Below are 21,585 nucleotides of genomic sequence, written 5' to 3' on the forward strand. Positions count from 1 at the left end.
TACATAACCTTCCAATTTGAAATATAAAAATTAAAAATTCAGACTGTAAATTAAAGAGCTTACTTTAGTAAGCTCTTTAGAAAAAATATTTATTTCACAATCGGCAATGTCACTTCACTTAATTTCACTGTAAGTTTCGTTCCAGCTTTCGGTCTAATTGTATAATCATAATCACTTGCAATTAAAACAACTCCGATTTGATGCCCCACTTTAAATACATAATCATCTGGCTGCATGTCCCATGTAAATGCATAATCTTTGCCCGGTTGAATCGCTGTTGAATTTTCTATACTCTTTAAGTTTTGTGGATCCATCCAGCCTCTCGTTACGATTTCCGGCTTCGCTCCTCCATAGTCAACAAGTAATGCTGTTAAATTTAATACAGATCGATCAATATTTCCTGTAATTGAAATCTTTGGTATACCACTTATACGCGTATCTTTTTGCAGTACAGGCATTGTATATACTAATCGATTGGCTACTTCTAATTCTGGGTTTGCTACTAATTGATTTGATTTTATTTGTGCATCATCTACGAATGAGAAAACTTTATTAACCGATCCCATACTTAGTCGCAAATTGACTGATTTATTACTTAAATACATACGGATTTTTGAAGGTACAACCGCTGGATCTGGCCAATTTTTTATCTTTTGCCACGATTTATTTTCTCTTTGCACATCAACCATTGGTTCATCCATAATTCCATTTTCAATTCCGTACAACCAATAATCTAACCATTTATTTTGTGTTTGCTGCCAGTTATTACTTGATGTCCCACCGTGTCCACCTTAATATAGCCACATTTTACGAGGTACATCATTTTCTCCAAGAGCATCCCACCATTGTGCGAACTGTTTCGTTTTAACATTCCAATCGTTTAAACCATGAACAACAAATACACTCGCTTTTACATTTTTAGCATCTTTTACATAATTTCTTTTATCCCAAAAATCGTTATAATTACCCGTTTTCCGATCTTGTCCAGCAGTAAGTTCTGTCATTATCGGACCACAAACTTCTGGATTCTTTCTTGTCAGTACTGCTTCTGCCATATTATCTGTATCTTCTCCTTGATATCCGCCTGGAGCAATGACTGCACCATTTGCACGATAATAATCATACCAACTACTAATTGCTGCGATTGGAATAATTGTTTTTAAACCTTCAACTCCAGTAGTCGCAACAGCATTTGGTAATGTACCATTATAAGAAACTCCAGTCATACCTACATTTCCTGTAGACCAATTTGCCTGAACTTCCTCACCCTGTTCTGTAAATGCTTTCGCGCGACCGTTTACCCAATCAATAACAGACTTTGTACCGAGTATTTCTTGTTCATCTCCAGTTGTAGGGCATCCATCTGATTTTCCAGTACCGATACTTTCGCCTAGAATAACTGCATAACCTCTTGGCACGTAATAGTTCCCATACGAACCAAGATTAACTGCTCCATACGGTTTCCCTTCATACGCATACAATTCTTCATCTACATTATATACAGGAACATCTTTTAATCCAGATCGATATGGACTCATTTCATAAATAACAGGAACCTTCACATTCGGATCTGTCTTTGGACGCATAACTTTTATCGATACTCTGTCTTTCTTACCGTCGCGATCACTTATCAACTTCTGTCTCTACATATAAATTTTCGATAATAGCTTCATCGAGAGAATAAATCGGCTTTGTCATCCCATTTTCTAATTCAATTTTCGTATTTTTAGTCTCTTCCTTCTTCTCTGCATGCACATCCATAGTAAAGCTAGGTATAATTGTTGCAGATAGCATTGCTGACAGTGTAATTGCCATTTTCTTTTTACTCAAAATGTTCCCTCCCCTTATTCGTTCTCTTTTACTATATAAAAAATAACTGAAAATTCAGTTTTATTTTTATATAAAAGTTGAGAAACTCAAAGATTTCTTATTAAGTAAAATTTAATGCAGGTGTGAAAGTATTTTCCCACTCCCCCCTTCTTTATAAAGTGAAACTGTAATCAGCACTCACCAATCGGGCGTTTACGAGCAGCAGGGCCCCCGTCTAACTTCTTTGCTTCCACTGAATTTTGAAGTGGGGGTCTTACTGCCCGGCAAATAGCGGGATAAATAGAGGAAAAGACAACCGATATTTCTATCGATTGTCTTACATTCCATTTATTATTTTTCTAACTCTTTAAAGGTATCTTTCAAGTCTTTATCAGATACCTTTATATCTGCATTTTTAAGCAGATCTCTAGTAACTTGTTGATGGAATTGAGGATCTTGTATACGTTGCTGTTCTAATTCTTTACGAATATTCTCTTTCTCTTCCTCATACGATTTAAGCTCTTTTTTATCCGTTAACTTAATAATATGATATCCGAAGGAAGATTTAACAGGTTCACTCAATTGACCAACTTCTAACTTATATGCAGCATCCTCAAATTCTTTCACCATCATACCTGGTCCAAATTCAGATAGTTCTCCACCTTTCTCTTTAGAACCTGGATCCTCTGAATATTGTTTAGCCAATGCCGCGAAATCTTCGCCACTATTTAATTTTTCTTTAATTTCTTTTGCTGTCTTTTCATCTTTCACTAAAATATGGCTAACTTGAAGCTTTGGCTTATAGTGATTTTTAAAATCTTTTTCCGTTACGGTTGCTTTAATAGCTTTTTCAAAAGCGAAAGTAAGCTTTAATTTCTCTTTCAACTGATCTTCATTTTTCACACCATTAGATTCCATATATGTATTAAAATTATCGCCCATCTTGTCTTTTAATTCTTTTAGTTGTTTCGTTACCTCTTCATCCGTAACTTTATATTTATCATCTAATACTTTCTCTACTACCATTTCAGATAAATTCTGTTTACCGTAGTTTTCTTTTAATTTTTTGTTAAAATCACTTTCTGAAATGCTTCCTGATTTTGTAGTTACAATATTATCTGATGAACCACATGCGGATAAAGATAACGTCATCCCCATTAAAATGCTACCTATTACTAATTTCTTTCTTTTCAAATCCGAATACCTCACTTCATTAAATTCAAATGTAACTATGTAAATGTAACGTTTCCCTGTGAACTTCACGTGAATTTAATGAAAGTAGAACATTTGCTAATTCTCCATTTAATACATCAATTTTGAAAATTATGGTGATTCATCCTGTATCGCTAACCTCTAAAGCTGCAAAAAGGACTAATATTTTCATTAATCCTTTTTCACATTTATATAAAATTGAATTTCTCCATCTATAGAGGAAACTCCATATTCAAAACCATGTCTTTCTAAAATACTTTTCACTATCGCTAGTCCTAATCCTGTACCTGATTTTTCTTTACTACGAGAAAATTCTAGTACGTAAAAAGGCTCCCAAATTTTATCGATATCTTTAATTTTTTCCGTATGAATGCCATTTTTTATTTGAAAATATATACTTTTATTTCTATCTTCTAAAGTAATTATTATGTTTTGATTTGCTGAATATTTTATTGCATTAGAAATTAAATTTTGAAATACCATTCTCATTTTATTTAAATCTGCATAAACGATTGTATCGCTCGTATTACAGTTTACTTGCAAGTTAATTTCTTTCGAATCCAGTTCAATCTGATGCTTATCTAATATACTCTGGACCAGTGGTTCAATAGGGAATTCTTCTTTTTGTAAAATATCTCTTTCTAGTTTAGAAAATCGTAATAGTTCTTCAATTAAGTTTGATATTTGATCTGTTTGTTTAATAATTGTATCTACGTAAGTCCCATCATCTAGTCCATCTTTAATCCCCATAGAGTATGCTTTTACTAATGCGATCGGTGTCTTTAATTCATGCGTCACATCACCCATAAATCGTTTTAAATGTTCATTACGATCAGTTAAATCTTGATGTGCTTCATGTAGTTTTTCGCTCATGATATTAATACTATTGGCCAACTCTCCTATTTCATCATTCGTTTTCACTTTCGTTCTTTTAAACTGCAAATGTGAAATATCCTGAGCTACATCACTTAGCTCTTTCAGTGGCGTCGTTATTATTTTTGAAAGTATCCACACAAGTAAAATAATAAGAAGCAGCGAGAAACATACGATGTATAAGTAAAATGTATTTAACGTACTTATAATTTCATTTGAATTCGCAATAGAAGTCCCAATTAAAATTATCGTATCATCTTTCGCAATATATTTAGCAAAAAAACTCGCTTTTACCTTTCCTTGATCGTACAGTTTATTCGATTGCCCTTCCGTCTTCACTTTCATGACTTCGTCTTTCGTAATCCAAAGCTTATTTAACGTCACTTTCTTTTTCGTAAGTTGCATGCGTAATGCTTCGTTCATAGCATCTTCTGACTGATTAATTGGCGTATACGCAATTGTAACGTTGTTTTCACTTTCAATTGTATGAATAACATCCTCTATATTTTCCACTGTTGTATTTTGTATTTGTGTTGTAAATTTATTTAAGCTTTCACGTGTTTTATAAATATTATAGTTCGGTAAGAGATTGTTAATGAATAATAACGAAATCATAAAGATGAGAATAACAGTTGCAGAAATACTGAAAAATAACTTTTTTCCAAGTTTATTCACTTTGTTCCTCCAAACTATAGCCCAGCCCGCGATGCGTCTTAATAATATTTTCTCCAATTTTTTTACGCAGCCTTCTTACATGTGTATCAACAGTTCTCTCTTCTCCAAAATAGTCAAATCCCCATACAATATCTAGCAATTTTTTACGAGTTAAAATCGTTCCTTTATGATTTAAAAAGCATTTTATTAATTCGAGCTCTGTTTTTGTAATTTCTAACTCTATATCATTTTTATATACTTTATTTTTGGCGAAATTTATCTTTACATCTTGTACTTGAATAATATCATCATGCTGAATAAGCTTTTTCGCTCGTGTAATTAGTACTCCTGGATGAAATGGTTTTTTTACGTACTCATCTGCCCCACTTTGAAGCGCTGCTAATTCATCTTCGCTTTCACTTTTCGCCGTAAGCATTAACACTTTTACGCTTGAATTCTTTTTTATTTCCTGACAGACAGTAATACCACTATGTTTCGGCATCATCCAATCCAAAATTGCTAAATCAATTTTTTCATCATAAAACATTTGAAGTGCTTCCTCTCCGTCTTTCGCTAATAAAACTTCGAAGCCTTCTTTTTCAAAATAAGCTTTTAAAATTCTTAACATATCTTGTTCGTCATCTGCAATTAAAACTTTCATATTTTTTCCTCCATTGCTTTTAAACAAAAACCAATTGTATCATACAACATCTTTGTTACATGAATGTGACAGAAAAATATTTAAAGCTTTTGAGGGGATAGTAATGGTGAGGTGTTGTATTATGATAAAAAAAATCGGGGTCATTTCTCTTCTTTTATTTCTATTATCAACAAATGCATTAGCAAATACAAATCAACAAATTGAAGTGTTTGATTGTCAAAAAGAAATGGTCATTCAAAAACAATCTTTAGATCCAATAGTCCAAAAAGAAGCAGTTCAATACGCTAAAGCAATTACTGGTCCATTTAAAAACTTAAATGTCGTTCCAAAAGATGGCTATATGATAAAAATCCCATTATCTAAGCCGGTTTCTATTACTAATCAATGGTTACACACTACAATAGACGAAGTACTTATACTGCTCCCACTAAATGAAAAGCCTTATATTATGCTTTATGATGATGAAAATAATCCGCATTTTTATTATGTAAAAGGTAAACCAGGATTATTATTGAAACAAATGAACGTTAAAACGTAATTGACTGAAAAGGAGTCACCTTATAAGCTAAATTTTAAAAGCTAAGGTGCTCTTTTTTATAATAACAATTTAGTAAATGAAATTATAAAAGTTGGTTTTTAATATAAGGATCGCAACTTCATATATCAGCGATTTTTAAGATATATCGATTTACCAACAAAAAACCTGTTCGTAGCTATTATTTGGATAGCAATCTCTATAATAGTTTGTAGTGACTCGATCCCTTATATAATCCCCCTTTTACAAATCCATTCGCAGTATAAAACACATCCCCTTGCTTCGTGTCAGTATGTAAAACAATCACTTCAAAATACTTTTCCGCATGACATAATAGTTGGTTTAATAATAAGTTCCCTAACCCTAAACGCCGATAATCCCTTGAAATATAAAATCTCCTTAACCGCCCAATCTTATTGTCTTTTGTGTACGGATCCTCATTTAAACCTCCAACTCCAATTAACATATCACCTTGAAAAATACCATATAAACATTCTCCAGTTTTATTGAATGTATTTATTTCGTTTTTATATTCACTTATTAGCCTTATAAGGAAATTAAAACCTTCTTCTTCACTGTCTTGAACGAGATGACTGAATTCATATCCCATTAATTTTTCTATTTGTTGAATATGTATATCTTTCAAGTCCATTCCCCCTAAGTACGAAAATATATAAAATGCTCGAGAATCATTTATTCTGAGCATTTTTATGGTTGTTACTTTATGTAATTTATAGCGTGCGTATTCTTCACTTCATATCTAAACCGATAATACAGTTGATTAATTTTATTATGAAAATATAAGAGCCTTGCTACAATCTAGTGTGTGATAAGGCTCTTTAAAGTTGTTTAATTCTTATCGAATTAAAGCATGTGTTTTTTTAAGTGTATACATTCACCATTTATAAATTCTCTCAAATATACTATAAGTTTATATATTTCTCATTCTTCTCTAACAGGTTCAAAATAAATTGTAATTTGTTAATCGATATGTTTGTGTAACCACTGTTCAAATATCTTTAACTGTTCTTCAGTATGAAAGTAATGTTCACCCGTCTCCATAACTTCTAATTCACAACGATGTTTTTTTATAAAATAGTTAATAGTTTCAAATTCGCACAGTTCATCCTTGGCTCCGTACATAATATATGTATCTATATTCCATATATTAATAGGATGTTCTTTTACATAGCATAAATAATCCCAATATAACTTTTGACCAATAGGTGTCTCTATAATCATTTCTTTTTGCAAAAGCTCTGGTGTTACATTAAACCATTTCATCATATTTTCGATAATTCGTTCCATATTAACTACTGGTGATAAAAATAATGCCTTTTCTACCACATCATTTTGATAAGCTAAAAGGCTAAAATACGCTCCCATACTACATGCAAACACGTTTATTTCTTTCCAATGTTCTTTGGCATAATTCATAATTATAGATAATTCACTAACACAAATCTGTACTTTGCAAGGAGTATTATCATCTTTTCTTTCTCCATGCTCAGGTAAATCAAAGCTTAATACTTGATAACCTTTTTGTTTGGCTTCTTCAGCTAATATTTGAATAATTGTATCTTCCTTATTTGACATATTTCCATGTACTGCAATAAAAATTTTATCACTCTTATCTCCCCATAAAACCGCAGGAATATTACTAATTTTAAAATTATTTTTAATCATATTCCCTCCATAAACTAAGACATATAGGACTTGGCAAAAAACGCACACACTTTATTTACCTCTGTACAGCAGGTAATATCCCCTTCAACTCCATTAAATCATCTATTACTACATCAGCCTGAGCAAGTTCATCTTCTTGCGCAAAATCAAAATTACACCCAATTGCAAGTAAACCGTTGTCTTTCGCTGCATTTATATCAGATAGCCGGTCACCAACTACCGCTGCCTCTTTTATATCATATTTGTTCATAATACTTTTAACTAAGTCACCTTTATTTAGCGATTGTATTTGTTCAATACTAAACGTTTCAATCACCCACTTGTCTAAAGCATAATAAGTTACGATTGCTCGTAAATATTCTTTCAAACCATTACTAGCAATGTAAATGGAACAATTATTTTCTTTTATATATGTAAATATTTCTTTTACATTTGGATATAAAGCGCCTTTTCCGCTTTTTATGTTTTCAATAAGTCTATCTAAAAAATATGCATCTGTTTGTTCTCTTATTTCAATAGAATGGTCTGGTAATAAAGCTTCCCAAACTTTCGGTAACGGCACACCCATAATTTCTCTATATTTATCAATTGGTGTTACTGTATCCCATAATTGTAATGATCTTAAGTGATCAAAAGTATCATCTAATGATAATTCTAAAATTTTATCTGTTTGAAATAACGTACCATCCATATCAAAAATTAATGCTTGTAACATTCCTATCTCTCCTTTTGGACTATGGTTTTACCAGATATATTTTTAAGCATCTCAATAATAATTTCTGAGCAATAATTCGCAGCAGTTTTCGCGAAGTCATCATAAGAAATTTGAGCTTCATCATCTGCGCTGTCAGAAATACATCTTATAATGAGAAACGGTATATCATTTATATAGGCAACATGTCCAATTGCTGCCCCTTCCATTTCTGTACAATGAGGTGCGTATTCGTCTATTAATTTCGCCTTTAACTTTGAATCTTCAACAAAACATTCACCGCTGACAATTCTTCCTTCATGAACTGCAATCTGTAAACTACTACTAATACAAGCTTTACGTGCTAACTCTACCAATTCCTTACTTGCAATAAATTCCTCTTGGAACGGAAATAAGTTTTTCATTTGAGTTTTACTTACATCATGATGAGTAACATTCGTTGAAATAACTATATCGCCGACTTTTACATCTGAATGTAATCCGCCAGCAACGCCCGTATTAATGATAGAGTCTACATCAAATTTATGAATTAATGTTTGCGCGCATGCAGCTGCATTTACTTTCCCTACACCAGAACGTGTAATAATTACTTCTATTCCCATGAATTCTCCAATATAAAAAGGCATTCCCGCTATTGTCTGTTCCTCTTGTATAACTAGTTTTTCTAAAAGTAAATCTATTTCAATTTGCATTGCTCCAATAATGCCGATTCTGTTCATGTATGTAGTCTCCTCTTTATTTATAAGTCGGCCAATATATTATGTAATACACCATAATTTTCAGCTATCCAATTCATTTCATCTGCAAAGCGTGAAGGTGGTACACTATGCTGATCCATATCGGCATGGATCCACCAAGTACTCTCCATGTACCAAAGCATTTGAATTGCCCGAACAATATTCCCTACTGGAAAGTCTACTTCATTTCGGTACCCTTCTAAAAATGATGCAACAAGACTCTTATTTAATACTCCGTCACTTAATGCGCACGATATAACTACACGGCCAATATCTAACTCTACATAATCGTAATCCATGCGATCAAAATCAAGAATCGCTGATACTTTATCATTAAGAAACAAGAAATTATCTACCCATAAATCACGGTGCACCCATCCCCGTTGGCTATTATGAAATTGTTCTGTATTTACCAATTGTGTTGCTTCTTGCTGTAATTTTATATAAGAGAGAATGTGCTCTTTTCCTAGCTTCTCTACTTCTCTCATTTTTTCTTCCCAATGTTTCAATCTCGCCTCTTTAGTAGGTGGAACAAATTTAGGATTTTCTCCTTTTATTAAAGAGCCATCATTTAACAAGTTATGCATATAACCTATCGTCTGACCAAGAGAGTGAATTTCCTTTTGATTCACTTTTCCTGGTGAAACTAAGCTACCTTCCTTATGTTCTAATACTATAAATCTTTCATCACTTTTTGATATATGCATTACATTATTTTTATAAATTAATACCCTTGGACAACTTACACCATTATTATGTAATCTTTGCTGTTGTTGTAATGCTTGTATTAAAAGGTCTGAGTTATACATTTTGTACCGTTCTTGATTATATTGCTTTAATACAAAATCCCCTGCATCCGTTTCGAGTTTCCACTTCAAATTTAGCCAACCACGATGAATAGGTATTGCATTTCGAATTTTAAATTCAAATAAAGTTTCACATTCTACTTTCAGCTCTTGAAAAATCATTGTAGCTTTTTCATTAGATAACGGCTCTATCATCTTACTTGTCCTTTCTTAGCTTGGCATTCCTTTCACTCTCTCTAACATAACCGACAATAAAAATTTCGGAAGTACAAGTTGCCTCTTCAATCTTTTCGGCTGTGAGAGTAACCTATACAGCCATTCAGTTCCAGTATCCCTCATCATTTTCGGTGCTCTTTTTACAGTACCAGATACTATATCAATCATGCCTCCGATACCAATAGATAGCGGAACGTTTAATGTTTGTATGTTTTCATAGATGAACTCTTCTTGTTTTGGTGAACCTAGTCCTACGAGTAGTAAATGCGGCTTGAATTGCTTAATTTTTATTTTTATTTTTTCTATTTATTCACCATTTACAAATCCATGCTGTCCTTTAAACTGTGCTCCTGGGAACTGCTCATTTAATTTTTCTAATGCCTTTTTATTACTTTCTGGAGCGGCTCCAAAAAGAAAGACACGATATTCATTGTCGTTACAATATTTTATTAAATCGTGAGTTAAATCCGCCCCAGTAACACGTTCTTTCAAAGTTCCTTTTAATATTTCCGAGCCAATTATGACACCAATCCCGTCCGCTGTTATTAAATCCGCAGATAGTAACATCTTTTTAAACTGCTTTGATTTTTCCGTATTTTCCTTTGCAGACATAACAATTTCAGGATTTGCAGTTACTACAAACCTTGGTTTCTCTTGTTGTTCATGTATCCAACCTTTTAATAAACTTATAGCTTTTGCATATTCTAAAGTTGAAAAAGGTATACCTTTTATAAACTGTTGATCCACTATACTCTCCCCTTACATAAGCTGCAAATATTCATCAATGTCTTTAGAAATTTGAATAAAAGCCTTATTCCAAAATTCATAATTTCTTATATCTATTTCAAAATATTTTTTCATAAGCTCCTCTACTGGAGCCTTTCCTGTTTCTCTTAAAAACTCTTTATATTTCGGATGAAAAGTACCTTTACTTTCTTGAGCTATTTCTAATAAACTAAAACTTACTAAATATCCAAATGTGTATGGATAATTGTAAAAAGGAACATCTGCTATATAAAATTGAATATATTTCATCCATACAAACGGCTGGTATTCACTTAAAGAATTTCCATATGCTTCTTTTTGTGCCATTATAGATAATTTCTCAATTTCATCAGCACTTAATGGACCCTCTTTACATTTTTCATAAAATGTTTTTTCAAACTGATACGATGCTCGTATTGCCATTACATAATTAAAACTATTTCTTATTTTCCAGCTAAGCAATGCCTTTTTCATATCTTTACTATCAGTTGTTTCAATTAGATAATTTAAGAGTACCGTTTCAAAGAAAATAGATGCTGATTCAGCCGTACTCATCGGCAAATAATCATCTAAAAAAGATGTAGATTGTTCAAAACTCATATTATAAAAATGCCAAGCATGTCCTAATTCATGAGCGAGCACTCTTACACTATCTATACTCCTATCATAACGCATGGAGATTCTCGATTCTTTCTCACTGAAAAATGGAGCACAAAACCCACCTGGTGGTTTATTCTCTCTCGGTTCAGCATCTATCCATCCACTTTCTATCGCATTACGTGCAAATACTGCTAATTCTTCATCAATATTCTTACATGCATCATAAACGTTTTGTACTGCTACTGAAAAAGGAATAGTAACCTCATTACTTTCCTTTACTGTCATAAGTTCATGCCATGTAATCGAAGCTTTCCCTTTCTTATACACGCTTAAAGCACTTACTAATTTATCAAGGTTTTCTTCTGTCACATTCCACATTTGTAATAATACAGTTTCTGAAATGCCATTCGCATGAAAAGATTGTGTTAAAATCTCTCTATCTTCTATTTCATTACTCTTTATATTACGTAATCTCCCTATTTGATTTAATACAGTAGCAAAGATTTCTTTTTCTTTATTTAATGCATTTGTAAGTAACTCGAATAATTCTAATCTTTCCTTTTCATTATCACTATTCATTGCAATGTTATTTGCTTGTCCAAATGATAATTGTTTGTTATTGTGCGCTATTTCTATCCTATCCCGTAATTGTATGTACATATTTTCCCACGCATTAAGTTCATCTTTTATTAACTTAGTATTATCTGAAGTTTCCACTTCATTATGTTTTATTACTTGCTGTACTTCACTTTTTAGTTCCTTCACTTTCACAGTCAATTTAGTAAGGTCAGATGAAACACTTTCTTCAACCGATTGACAGTACAAATAGTATTCTGCTTTTTCAATAACTTGTATAAGCTTTGAAAGAATCTCTACATCTTTTGTTACAAAATATTGCTCTTTCAACTCCAAAATCGGAAATAGAATATCCTCATTCAAATACAGTCGATTTAAATCCCATCTAGCAATTTCTTGCATTTTTATAGCCGCCTCCTATTTTTACAAATAGTTACAGATATTTCTTCCTACACAATTATATATGAAATAAAAAAATTTCGATATCCTTAAATATTCAGATTTCTATAAATGCATTCTTATTTATATCTTTTCTTCTACCATAAAGTATCATTTCACATATAAAAAATACTCCCTCTACAGGATTGCATTTGATATAGGCTAACTTCAAAGGTTTCATCTTCATCCATACCATATCGACCGATTATCACAGATTAAAAAATAAAAAAGGATTGATCAAAAGATCAATCCTTTACTCTACTTCATTTAAGAAAAATAACGTTATAACGCCAGGACCTGTATGTGCACCGATTGCTGCACCAATTGTATTTACGATAAATACTTCACAGCCAAATCTTTCAGTAATTAATGCTTTTAACGCTTCAGCTGTTTCTAAGTCGTCACCGTGAGTCATAGCGATTGTTTGACCTTTAAGGTATTTTCCACGTTCTTCCATAATATCAACAATACGGCTTAATACTTTCTTTTTCCCTCGTACTTTTTCAAGTGGGACAAGTTTTCCTTCTTCCACGTTCAAAATCGGCTTAATGTTTAATAAACCACCGATAAATCCTGCTACTTTACTTAAGCGCCCGCCTCTAACAAGGTACTGTAAGTCAGCTACAGTGAAGATATGTTCCATATGGTTCATTAGAAAAGCGACACGTTTTAATATATCTTCTTTTGATGCGCCGTTTTTTGCCATTTTAGCAGCTTCTAATACGACAAGCCCTTGACCAAGCGAAGCACATTTCGTATCAATAATTTCTAAATCTAAATCTGCATATGTTTCTTTTACTTCCTCTTTAATGACAACTGATGATTGATATGTACCAGACAGTTCAGATGAAAAAGCTAAATATATACAAGGATTACCTTCTTTTGCATAAGAAACAAATTTTTCTTGGAAAGTTTCAAGTGAAGGCAATGACGTTTTATAAACAGCGCCTTCTCTCATTTTTTGCAGTAATGTAACTGACTCTAATGTTACTCCATCTAAATACTCTGTTTCTACTTCATCATATACACGGAGTGGAATTAAATCAATATCATATGCTTGCAGCAATTCTACTGGTAAATCCGCCGCACTATCCGTAATGATTTTAACACCCATTTTTAAACCTCTATTCTGTTATAAATATAAAATAATAAAATAAAAATAGTACTTTTAAATTATATACGTAAAACTTAAATGAAGAAAGGAAAACACTTTATATTGTATGCACTATTCTTCAAAACTTGAACTATTAATGAAAATGGTTCTATTTTAAACACCTTTTTCTTATCATTTTTCAATAACACGAATAATTTTATAAGTATTTTGTATCATCATATTTTAATTCTTTATCTTAATATAATCTTTTCAAATTTATACTGTTTAAAATTTATACTGTTTAAAATTTAAAAGCCACATCCAATAAAGGAAATGGCTTTTAAATTTCCATAAAACAACCAAACTTTATTTCCCATCACATTGTTCTCATTATTATTTTGGCGATGTTAATGATTAATATTTATAGCCTGTACTATATTCACCTGTAAGAATCAATATATAAAAAAACAGGTTAAACATTTTATAAAATATTTAATTTTACTAGTAAAGCTAATAAAATTTGGAGAAGAATTTGAACATTTACTGCTATGTCTGTATCCGTAGTCGTAACTGTAACATTTCTAGAATTTCTAATAACAGTTTCTTGTTTATTAATTTGTTTAATAGATGATTTTTGAAACAATTCTTGTGCTACACGATCAGCTTTTTCACTATCTGCTATAGAAATACTTATTATAACCACAATAGCTGCTTGTAAAGCTGCTTGAATAGATAACGCAGCTTTTGTATCAGTAGTAGTAACTTCTACATCTGCTGAATCAACTATTGTAATAGATTCTTCAGAAATTTGATAAGTTTTACTTTCTTGCGCAGCTGCTTCTGAAACGCTAGCATTTTTAAAAGACGGATGAGGATTTGAAGAATCTAATGCACTCCACTTTTTATTTCCATCTGAATGACATGTTTTTTCCATAAGTTCACCCCCTTTCAATCTAAATAATTATTAACCTGTGATTGTATTTCAGAAATAATACTTTTAATTTGCTGCTTTTTTTCTGGCGATAAATTTTTTAGTTTTTCTTCATTTATCCCATGCCTATTAAAAATATCTGAGAGTAAAAGGTCTATAATTATATTCTTTTGATCTTTATCAAACTTAAAGGAAGAAAATTTATTTAAATCATCCATTTACAATGTTCACTCCTATCAGTTTTCTATAAAAATTTCAAATAACTACCAGCATTATATGTATTTAAATAACAATTGCTTGGACAAGTAACTTAATCTTCTATTTTCCCTTCTTTTTACTAATGAAATCAAAAGGCTGTCTTCTAATGCGAAGACAGCCTCCCGTTACTTAACATATATAAGTTTTAATTACTGTTAAATAATAAGTTCACCTTTGCTATTGTATAGTTATCCCCACTTACCTTCCCATCAATCTTGAATTTTAATTTAGTCATAATAAGAAGTCCAAGCTTGTACCACATATTACAACAAAAAAATATTTACTTTGAGTCAACCATTATAGCTAAATATAAATGGGATAGACACTTTATAAAATGTTTAGTTTAACTAGTAACGCTAATAAAATTTGAAGGAGAATTTGAATATTCACTGCAATATCTGTATCAGTAGTTGTTACGGTTACGTTTCTGGAATTTTTAATAAATGTTTTTTGTCTATTAATTTGTTTAATAGATGATTTTTGAAACAATTCTTGTGTTATTTTATCTGCCTTTTCACTATCTGCTATAGAAATACTTACTACAACCACAATAGCTGCTTGTAACGCAGCTTGGATGGATAGCGCAGCTTTTGTATCTGTAGTAGTAACTTGTACATCTGCTGAATCTACTATTTCAATATATTCCTCAGAAACTTGATCGATTTCATCTGTTTGTATAGCTTCTTCTAAAAAATTTGCATTTTTACTATATGAATAAGAATTTACTGATTCGGAATCCTGATTTATTGGCTCAGAAACCTGTTTTTTTGGTTCACAATCCTTTTTTATTGGCTCAGAATCCACTTTTTTTCGTTCAGAATCCCGATTTAATGGATCCCGGTTTTTCTTTCGTCTACAAACTTCACAATCACACATAAAATCACCCCTTTTAAACTAAAAAATTAGCAATATTAAAATATTGGCTAACTACTAGCATTTTATGTATTTTTTAATAATTTGTTTGGACAAGTAACTTGAATTTATATTTTACTTCTAATTCTTTTTTGTAATAACAAAAAATAGCCTTCTAACAAGAAGACAACCATCTTTTATTTCACATTTATATAAAAGACCCATACTTAAATACACTTAACTTCATATAATATTTTTAGAATGAGTAGTCGTTACTGAAGGGCACTTTTCGAAGTGCTCTTATCTTTAATCTCCCTCTTTTTCAGGAAGAGTTTTTTTACTAAATCCTAATATGATTTATATCACTAAGGCTGGCGATTACCACATTTCCTTAATAGCTTCAATGAATACAGTAGCTACTAATTAAAATATCCCTATGATTTTCTCTACACTAAAAAAATCGTGCGTTATCGAACACATGAACTATTTTTTATTTTGACTATGTAACACTAAATTCACAACATTATTATCCTATATTTGGTGAAGCCTACATTTCAATGCCAGCAACCCCACACTTTTAACTAATAACTTAAACAAATGTGCTATCTCAAGGTTCCTTTGATATAGTATCTTATGTTCTATATAATGAAGAGAGCGCTAGTATTCGGAAGGAGCATGTATATGAGTATTCAACTAGCTACATCTAACGATTTAAAATGGATTAATAATCAATATGAATCAATAGGATTTGTACGAAGTGATTTAAAGAGAGATAAAGTTGCAATTATTACATATAACAACGAGTATGCAGGTGTTGGACGATTAGTCCAAATAGATGCAGATACTATAGAAATGGGCGGGATTTTTATTCTCCCTAAATTTAGAGGGCTACAATTAGCTGGTGAGCTTGTTTCATTTTTAGTAGAAACTGTAAAAAAATCACAAATACAAGATGTATATTGTCTTCCTTTTGAGGAATTAGAAAACTTTTATAAGAAATATGGCTATACTGAAGTCGATACTACGAAAGAAGCAGTCCATCCAATTATTCTAAAAAAATATAATTGGTGTTTGGAGAACTACGATAAACACGTTCTACTATTTAAATTGTAAATATAATAAAAAGTATATTCTCAATCGTTTTTCTATCAGTACTCCTAATCGGAGCCTAAGGATTAATCAAAGATATTTTATCTCTCCTTTTATAAATGGCTGATTAAAACTCAATGTTCCGTCAATACTATAGGTAACATGATTGTATTTCTCCATTCTCCCTTGGAGAGGAGCAGTTAGCTTTTGCTAGCTGCTCTTTTATTTTTTCAAAAAGTCACATAAATATCTTTAATTCCAAACATTCAAAAGATAAAATGTGATAAGATTGTTATGAAGATATTTACCAACTAATAAATGCGCCCTAGACTTACGTACTAGGGCGTATTTATTTTTTAGTATGTAATTTCCTTCACTCATCTATTATCCACAAAATAAGTATCATACGCTTTATCAAAAACATATCCTAACTTTTCTGCTAGGTTAGCAGATGTAGTATTCGCTGCGTCCCAGTTTGGATACTTTCCATTTTCTAAGCAATCCAATATAAGAGCTGCACTAACTACAGTTGCCAAGCCTTTTCTTCTATGATTGTGATCAGTCGCAACTTCAATTTCAATTCCATCATTATAAATACTATACGAGGATGCACCACATACAACTTCTCCGTTATATAAAATGCTATAACCTATACCACGGTTTATATAATCTTCTACCGACTGAAATTGACTTATAAAATCTTCAGAGATTTTATGTAATGTAGGGCTATTTGCGATATGCTCATCTATTCTTTTTAACTCATATCCTTTTGGAAGTATTGATATAAAAGACTGTAATTTTGAACGATTAAAACCTTCTGAATTTCGTTTGAACTTATAGCGTAAAAACTTATCTATTTTTCTTTCATGGAATGTTTCTAAGCGTTGTTTCCACTCTTCACTATTTACGATAACTAAAATTCTTTCAGGAATGTTACGTAATAACTCTTCTGTTTCTTGCACATTTGGGTCTCCAGCGTAAAATGTGAAAATTCCTACCGTAACTTGTGCTACTGTTGGATTTTCAAGATCATTTACCCAAGCAGTCCCCATATGCCCTTGTAAATAAGAAAGTAAAATAACGTTATTGAAATCATCAAACATAGAAACTAGTTTTTTTCTTGTATGTATATTCGCTTCATGTATCATTTACATTCCCGCCTTCTATAAAATCAATCTTATTCTAAATCTTTTAGAATAAACTTATATAATTTTTCAATCAACCATTTACCATATAAGAAAACACCTATTAAACTAAATTTTTATATAATTATAAATCATTCACAAATATAAAATTATTATAACATCTAATAAAAAAAGAGTATCTCACTTTTTAAACTTTAGAATATACATCGTGTATGTATAAACCCTCAACATAATGTATGAGGATTTATCAAAAAATGCGTTATAACTCCTTCTTAGAAATAAAAGATTCCATTTCACCATTTTTATATACTTTAGTCAATTTAACAACTGACTTGTACGTGTTAACGTCATCCTTTATCATTTTTTTCAGCTCTTCTATTTCGATATTACCAGTTCCACTCTCTACCTTTAAACAATTTGAAATGTTTAAGTATCCACTAGATGCGAAAAGAATAACGAATGTAATATCAGGAAAATTAATGAACAGCATTCCAAACTTCAAAGGGTTCGCAGCAGTATCCGATAAAACTAATCGAAAATCTAACAGTTCAGGTACTTGAACAAAATCCTTAGAAACAATCGCTTCACCTACAATTGCAAATTGCTTTACTACATTCCCAAGTTCATCTGTAAATTCAGTACATATAGGTGCATCAATTGTTTTCGCTTGTAAAGATAAATTTAATTCTGGATTATGAAAATCAAAAAAGATTGTACTCCCCTCTGTTAAACATTGCGGGCACACATTTCCTAGCAAGCTAAAGTCCTCTTCAATATATTTAACTTTCGATTTGCAACTACAAACTTTTCCTATTCGGATTACATCAATTTTTGAGCAATCTACAAAAATAACCTCACTGTCTTCTTGTACGAATGATACAATCCCTTTCATCACATTAAATGAAAGAAAATAAGATACAACGATTTCGTTTCCTACTATTACAATACTTTCAACTTTAGTATACGGTTCTAGACTTTGTAAAAATTCACATATACTATTTTGGCAACATCCACAATCACGTTTCGGCTCACAATCCACTTACACTCCATCCCTTCTCTATATAGAATAGCTAATACATATATATGAAAGGAAAACAAAAAAGCTTGGACAATATAACTTTAACGTAGGAATATCGTTACCTATTCATAATATTAGTAAGGGAATTACACCAATAATGAGTAATAACACATAATTTTTACTATAAATACATATAACAATTTCATCTTTCATGAAAAAAACGTTATAATGAAGTGTAGCCTCTACGATTACGTTATAAAGGAGATTAAAACAATGGCTAAAATTAAAGTATACCAAGTAAAAGAAGAAAATATGGAAGCAGTAAAAAACATCATTGATGTTGAGGAACAAAACCCAACTGCTGAAAACTTACAAAATCTATATGCATGTGTATTAGAAACTGAAGATATGGCATTGCCTGAATCATACATTGAAGAAGATATCTTAATCGATTCTATGGAAGTTATGGTTAACGCTTCTCAAAGCAAAGTAAGAGACTTAGGTGCATACGATGTAATTGAAGTTCAAAACAAAGGTAAGAAAACACAAATTTTATTACTTGCAGACGAAGAATACGAAATTATTGAAGGCTAATCTAACACCATACATACGAAAAAGCTCCTTTCCAATTGGAAAGGAGCTTTTTCATTACGCTTTTGATGTTTCACTTTTTTTATTTGTTTGTTCTTTCTTAATTACCATGCGCTCATTTCCCATAAAGAAAATGAATATGAATGCTAATCCAGCTGGTACCAGTGCCCACATGAATGTTTGAACAATTGAACTAGAAAGAGCATCAATAATCTTATCTAATATTTGCGGAGGGATTTGAGATCTTGCCGATTCTGATAAAATGGCTCTTGAATCCCCTAATGTGTTTGTATTCATTCCCCCGCTCATGCCTTTAAATGCTTCTTCTAATTGATCTTGGAAACCTGTTCTTTGGATCATTCCGAAGATTGTAATACCAAGTGTCATACCTAATGAACGAATGAAATTACTCGTCGAAGTCGCAGATCCGCGCTGTTCCATACCGAAGTTGTGAATAGCTGCCATACTTAGTACAGAGAATGAGAAGCCGACTCCAAATCCGATAATAATCATATACACTGTTAATAATACACGACTTGTTTCTGGCGTTAATGTGCTTAATAAAAATAGTCCAATTAGCATAATAACCGCAGAAATGATCATAATGTTTCGGTAGCTAAGCTTTGTCGTTAAAAACCCACCTAACTGCGCTGTTACGACTGAGCCTAACATCATTGGTAAAAGTAATAATCCCGAGTTTGTTGCAGTGCCACCGTATACACCTTGAATGAATAATGGAATGTATACAGTTGCTGACATAAACGCAGCTCCGTAACATAAAGCAATAATTGTACTCATTCCGAACAAACGTTGTTTAAACATCTCAAATGAAATGATCGGTTCTTCTACTTTACGTTCAATAAAAATGAATGCAATAATTAAAATAGCGAATCCACCAAATAAACTTAAAATAAAGTTAGAATCCCAATCATACTTTTGTCCGCCAAGTTCAAGCGCAAACATTAAAGAAACTACTGCTCCAACTAAAGTAATTGCGCCAAACCAATCAATTTTTTGCTTTCTATGAACTCTTGACTCTTTATAAAAGAATGTAATAAAAATAAGTGCTAAAACGCCAAGCGGTAAGTTAATATAAAATACCCAGTGCCAGCTTATGTAATCTGTAATATACGCACCAAGCAACGGACCAAAAATACTTGATAAACCAAATACTGCTCCGAATAAACCACCCATTTTCCCACGCTTTTCAGGAGGGAAAATATCAAAAACGATAGTAAACGCGATCGGCACTAATGCCCCGCCGCCAATACCTTGAATGGCACGATAAATCCCTAACTGTGTAATATTTTCAGCAGTACCACAAAGTGCCGAACCAATCATAAAGACGATTAAACCGAAAATAAAGAACCTCTTTCTACCATACATATCTGATAGTTTTCCGAATATCGGCATACCTGCCATTTCTGCGACCATATAGGCAGAAACGACCCATACAAAGTTTTCAAGGCCTCCTAAATCACCAACGATTGTTCCCATCGCTGTAACGACAATGGTATTATCCATTGATGCCATTAAAATACCTAGCAATAAGCCCGCTACAACAAAGCCGAGCCTATTATTCTTCTCAACCATAACCTTGCTCTCCCTCATACTACTTATATTTGTTTATGTTCTTTTACGACTGCATTACTTTTTTGGTTAAAACTAGTATGATATTCTACAATACTAATTTCACATCCAGGACCAATTGTAACGTTGTTTCCTCTTACAACTTCAGCAATCGTATGTTCTAAATAGATATCATCTCCTTCAATGATAGATGTTTGGAGGCTTCCAGCATGATTGGTAAATGGAATAAATCTCGCTTTTTTACGAACGGTAATCTTCTGACCGCCAATTTCTCTTACTTTGCTACCTTCATAACGAAGTGAAATTTCAATATTTTCAGCATTAAGTAATCCATCACTTTCAAGGCCACCAGTTAGTGATAGTTCTTCAACTTCAATATCTCCTTTTACATTTAAAGCGCCTTTCACATCTACGAAATCACCAGTTAATTTCCCCTTAACTTCTATCATACCTCTTACTTTTATTTTTTCAATATGAGCATCACTATGCATTTGTGTATTTCCGTATACTTTTACAGATTCCGCATCTACATTTCCTTGTACTTCACTATCTCCATACACGACATAACTTTTCACTTTCATATTACCGCACACTTCACTCGTGCCGTACGTTTTAAATTCATTACAGCTCATATCATTAGAAATCGTTCCTTCACCGCGAATCTTTACTTTATTATAATCTCCGCCCGCTGAACTACCAGAACCATTAACAGTAAGACTGTGTTGATGTTCCATATCA

At 32.0% G+C, this 21,585-nt stretch carries 20 protein-coding genes and 2 pseudogenes; 3 read left to right on the top strand and 19 right to left on the bottom strand.

Annotation, left to right across the window (positions count from 1 at the left end; all coding sequences use genetic code 11):
* Positions 1–89: 89 nt before the first annotated feature.
* The 4 genes and pseudogenes from ACLBXA_RS06330 to ACLBXA_RS06345 all read right to left on the bottom strand — a co-directional run bounded on the left by ACLBXA_RS06330 (position 90) and on the right by ACLBXA_RS06345 (position 5,209).
* Positions 90–1,830: pseudogene (locus ACLBXA_RS06330) on the bottom strand (Xaa-Pro dipeptidyl-peptidase).
* 330 nt (positions 1,831–2,160) lie between these two features.
* Complete coding sequence (locus tag ACLBXA_RS06335; RefSeq protein WP_025989048.1) at positions 2,161–3,003, bottom strand: peptidylprolyl isomerase PrsA; 843 nt, start codon at positions 3,001–3,003, stop codon at positions 2,161–2,163.
* Positions 3,004–3,192: 189 nt separating this feature from the next.
* Entirely contained in the window at positions 3,193–4,569 is a 1,377-nt protein-coding gene (locus ACLBXA_RS06340; protein ID WP_001037228.1) for a sensor histidine kinase, read from the bottom strand.
* A complete protein-coding gene (locus tag ACLBXA_RS06345; protein ID WP_000865984.1) occupies positions 4,562–5,209 on the bottom strand; it encodes a response regulator transcription factor in 648 nt (215 codons plus the stop codon). The genes ACLBXA_RS06340 and ACLBXA_RS06345 overlap by 8 nt, the downstream gene beginning before the upstream one ends.
* 121 nt (positions 5,210–5,330) lie before the next feature.
* Between ACLBXA_RS06345 and ACLBXA_RS06350 the strand changes: the two genes are divergently transcribed.
* Complete coding sequence (locus ACLBXA_RS06350; RefSeq protein ID WP_000591776.1) at positions 5,331–5,747, top strand: hypothetical protein; 417 nt, start codon at positions 5,331–5,333, stop codon at positions 5,745–5,747.
* A 196-nt stretch (positions 5,748–5,943) separates the two neighbouring features.
* Here ACLBXA_RS06350 and ACLBXA_RS06355 read toward each other — a convergent pair whose 3' ends face one another.
* The 11 genes and pseudogenes from ACLBXA_RS06355 to ACLBXA_RS06405 all read right to left on the bottom strand — a co-directional run bounded on the left by ACLBXA_RS06355 (position 5,944) and on the right by ACLBXA_RS06405 (position 15,438).
* A complete protein-coding gene (locus ACLBXA_RS06355; protein ID WP_000651675.1) occupies positions 5,944–6,390 on the bottom strand; it encodes a GNAT family N-acetyltransferase in 447 nt (148 codons plus the stop codon).
* Between the two features lie 335 nt (positions 6,391–6,725).
* Positions 6,726–7,430 carry an alpha/beta hydrolase gene (locus tag ACLBXA_RS06360; RefSeq protein ID WP_017763266.1) on the bottom strand — a complete coding sequence of 235 codons (705 nt, stop codon included), beginning with the start codon at positions 7,428–7,430 and terminating at the stop codon, positions 6,726–6,728.
* Positions 7,431–7,485: 55 nt separating this feature from the next.
* A complete protein-coding gene (locus ACLBXA_RS06365; RefSeq protein ID WP_000938413.1) occupies positions 7,486–8,145 on the bottom strand; it encodes an HAD hydrolase-like protein in 660 nt (219 codons plus the stop codon).
* Positions 8,146–8,147: 2 nt separating this feature from the next.
* Positions 8,148–8,861, bottom strand: coding sequence for a 5'-methylthioadenosine/adenosylhomocysteine nucleosidase (locus tag ACLBXA_RS06370; protein WP_001079715.1), 714 nt, complete (start codon positions 8,859–8,861; stop codon positions 8,148–8,150).
* A 20-nt stretch (positions 8,862–8,881) separates the two neighbouring features.
* Positions 8,882–9,880, bottom strand: coding sequence for a phosphotransferase (locus ACLBXA_RS06375; protein WP_044782798.1), 999 nt, complete (start codon positions 9,878–9,880; stop codon positions 8,882–8,884).
* Positions 9,881–9,895: 15 nt separating this feature from the next.
* Positions 9,896–10,648: pseudogene (locus ACLBXA_RS06380) on the bottom strand (WecB/TagA/CpsF family glycosyltransferase).
* A 12-nt stretch (positions 10,649–10,660) separates the two neighbouring features.
* Positions 10,661–12,244, bottom strand: coding sequence for a M3 family metallopeptidase (locus tag ACLBXA_RS06385; RefSeq protein ID WP_336455414.1), 1,584 nt, complete (start codon positions 12,242–12,244; stop codon positions 10,661–10,663).
* A 289-nt stretch (positions 12,245–12,533) separates the two neighbouring features.
* Positions 12,534–13,394, bottom strand: a complete 861-nt coding sequence (locus tag ACLBXA_RS06390; protein WP_000538298.1) for a DegV family protein — start codon at positions 13,392–13,394, stop codon at positions 12,534–12,536.
* Positions 13,395–13,854: 460 nt separating this feature from the next.
* Positions 13,855–14,307 carry a spore coat protein gene (locus ACLBXA_RS06395; RefSeq protein ID WP_000415813.1) on the bottom strand — a complete coding sequence of 151 codons (453 nt, stop codon included), beginning with the start codon at positions 14,305–14,307 and terminating at the stop codon, positions 13,855–13,857.
* Between the two features lie 14 nt (positions 14,308–14,321).
* On the bottom strand, positions 14,322–14,522 hold the full coding sequence (locus ACLBXA_RS06400; RefSeq protein WP_000342252.1) for a spore coat protein: 201 nt from the start codon (positions 14,520–14,522) through the stop codon (positions 14,322–14,324).
* 367 nt (positions 14,523–14,889) lie between these two features.
* Positions 14,890–15,438: a spore coat protein gene (locus tag ACLBXA_RS06405; RefSeq protein ID WP_000332789.1), complete on the bottom strand. Its 549-nt coding sequence runs from the start codon at positions 15,436–15,438 to the stop codon at positions 14,890–14,892.
* Positions 15,439–16,095: 657 nt separating this feature from the next.
* Here ACLBXA_RS06405 and ACLBXA_RS06410 point away from each other — a divergent pair.
* Positions 16,096–16,527 carry a GNAT family N-acetyltransferase gene (locus ACLBXA_RS06410; protein WP_000027164.1) on the top strand — a complete coding sequence of 144 codons (432 nt, stop codon included), beginning with the start codon at positions 16,096–16,098 and terminating at the stop codon, positions 16,525–16,527.
* Between the two features lie 353 nt (positions 16,528–16,880).
* Here the strand turns inward: ACLBXA_RS06410 and ACLBXA_RS06415 are convergent, their stop codons facing one another.
* Together ACLBXA_RS06415 and ACLBXA_RS06420 are read right to left on the bottom strand one after the other, a co-directional pair.
* On the bottom strand, positions 16,881–17,651 hold the full coding sequence (locus ACLBXA_RS06415) for a GNAT family N-acetyltransferase (RefSeq protein ID WP_000581062.1): 771 nt from the start codon (positions 17,649–17,651) through the stop codon (positions 16,881–16,883).
* A 256-nt stretch (positions 17,652–17,907) separates the two neighbouring features.
* Positions 17,908–18,687, bottom strand: a complete 780-nt coding sequence (locus ACLBXA_RS06420) for a BC_2878 family exosporium-associated protein (RefSeq protein ID WP_081143313.1) — start codon at positions 18,685–18,687, stop codon at positions 17,908–17,910.
* Positions 18,688–18,939: 252 nt separating this feature from the next.
* On the opposite strand from ACLBXA_RS06420, the gene ACLBXA_RS06425 reads away from it, so the two are divergent.
* Positions 18,940–19,260: a hypothetical protein gene (locus ACLBXA_RS06425; RefSeq protein ID WP_001062742.1), complete on the top strand. Its 321-nt coding sequence runs from the start codon at positions 18,940–18,942 to the stop codon at positions 19,258–19,260.
* A 54-nt stretch (positions 19,261–19,314) separates the two neighbouring features.
* On the opposite strand, the gene ACLBXA_RS06430 is transcribed toward ACLBXA_RS06425, so the two are convergent.
* On the bottom strand, positions 19,315–20,850 hold the full coding sequence (locus ACLBXA_RS06430) for an MDR family MFS transporter (protein WP_000229652.1): 1,536 nt from the start codon (positions 20,848–20,850) through the stop codon (positions 19,315–19,317).
* Positions 20,851–20,873: 23 nt separating this feature from the next.
* Positions 20,874–21,581 carry a hypothetical protein gene (locus ACLBXA_RS06435; protein WP_000401028.1) on the bottom strand — a complete coding sequence of 236 codons (708 nt, stop codon included), beginning with the start codon at positions 21,579–21,581 and terminating at the stop codon, positions 20,874–20,876.
* Positions 21,582–21,585 lie beyond the last annotated feature (4 nt).

It is taken from the genome of Bacillus sp. D48C (genome assembly GCF_053345735.1).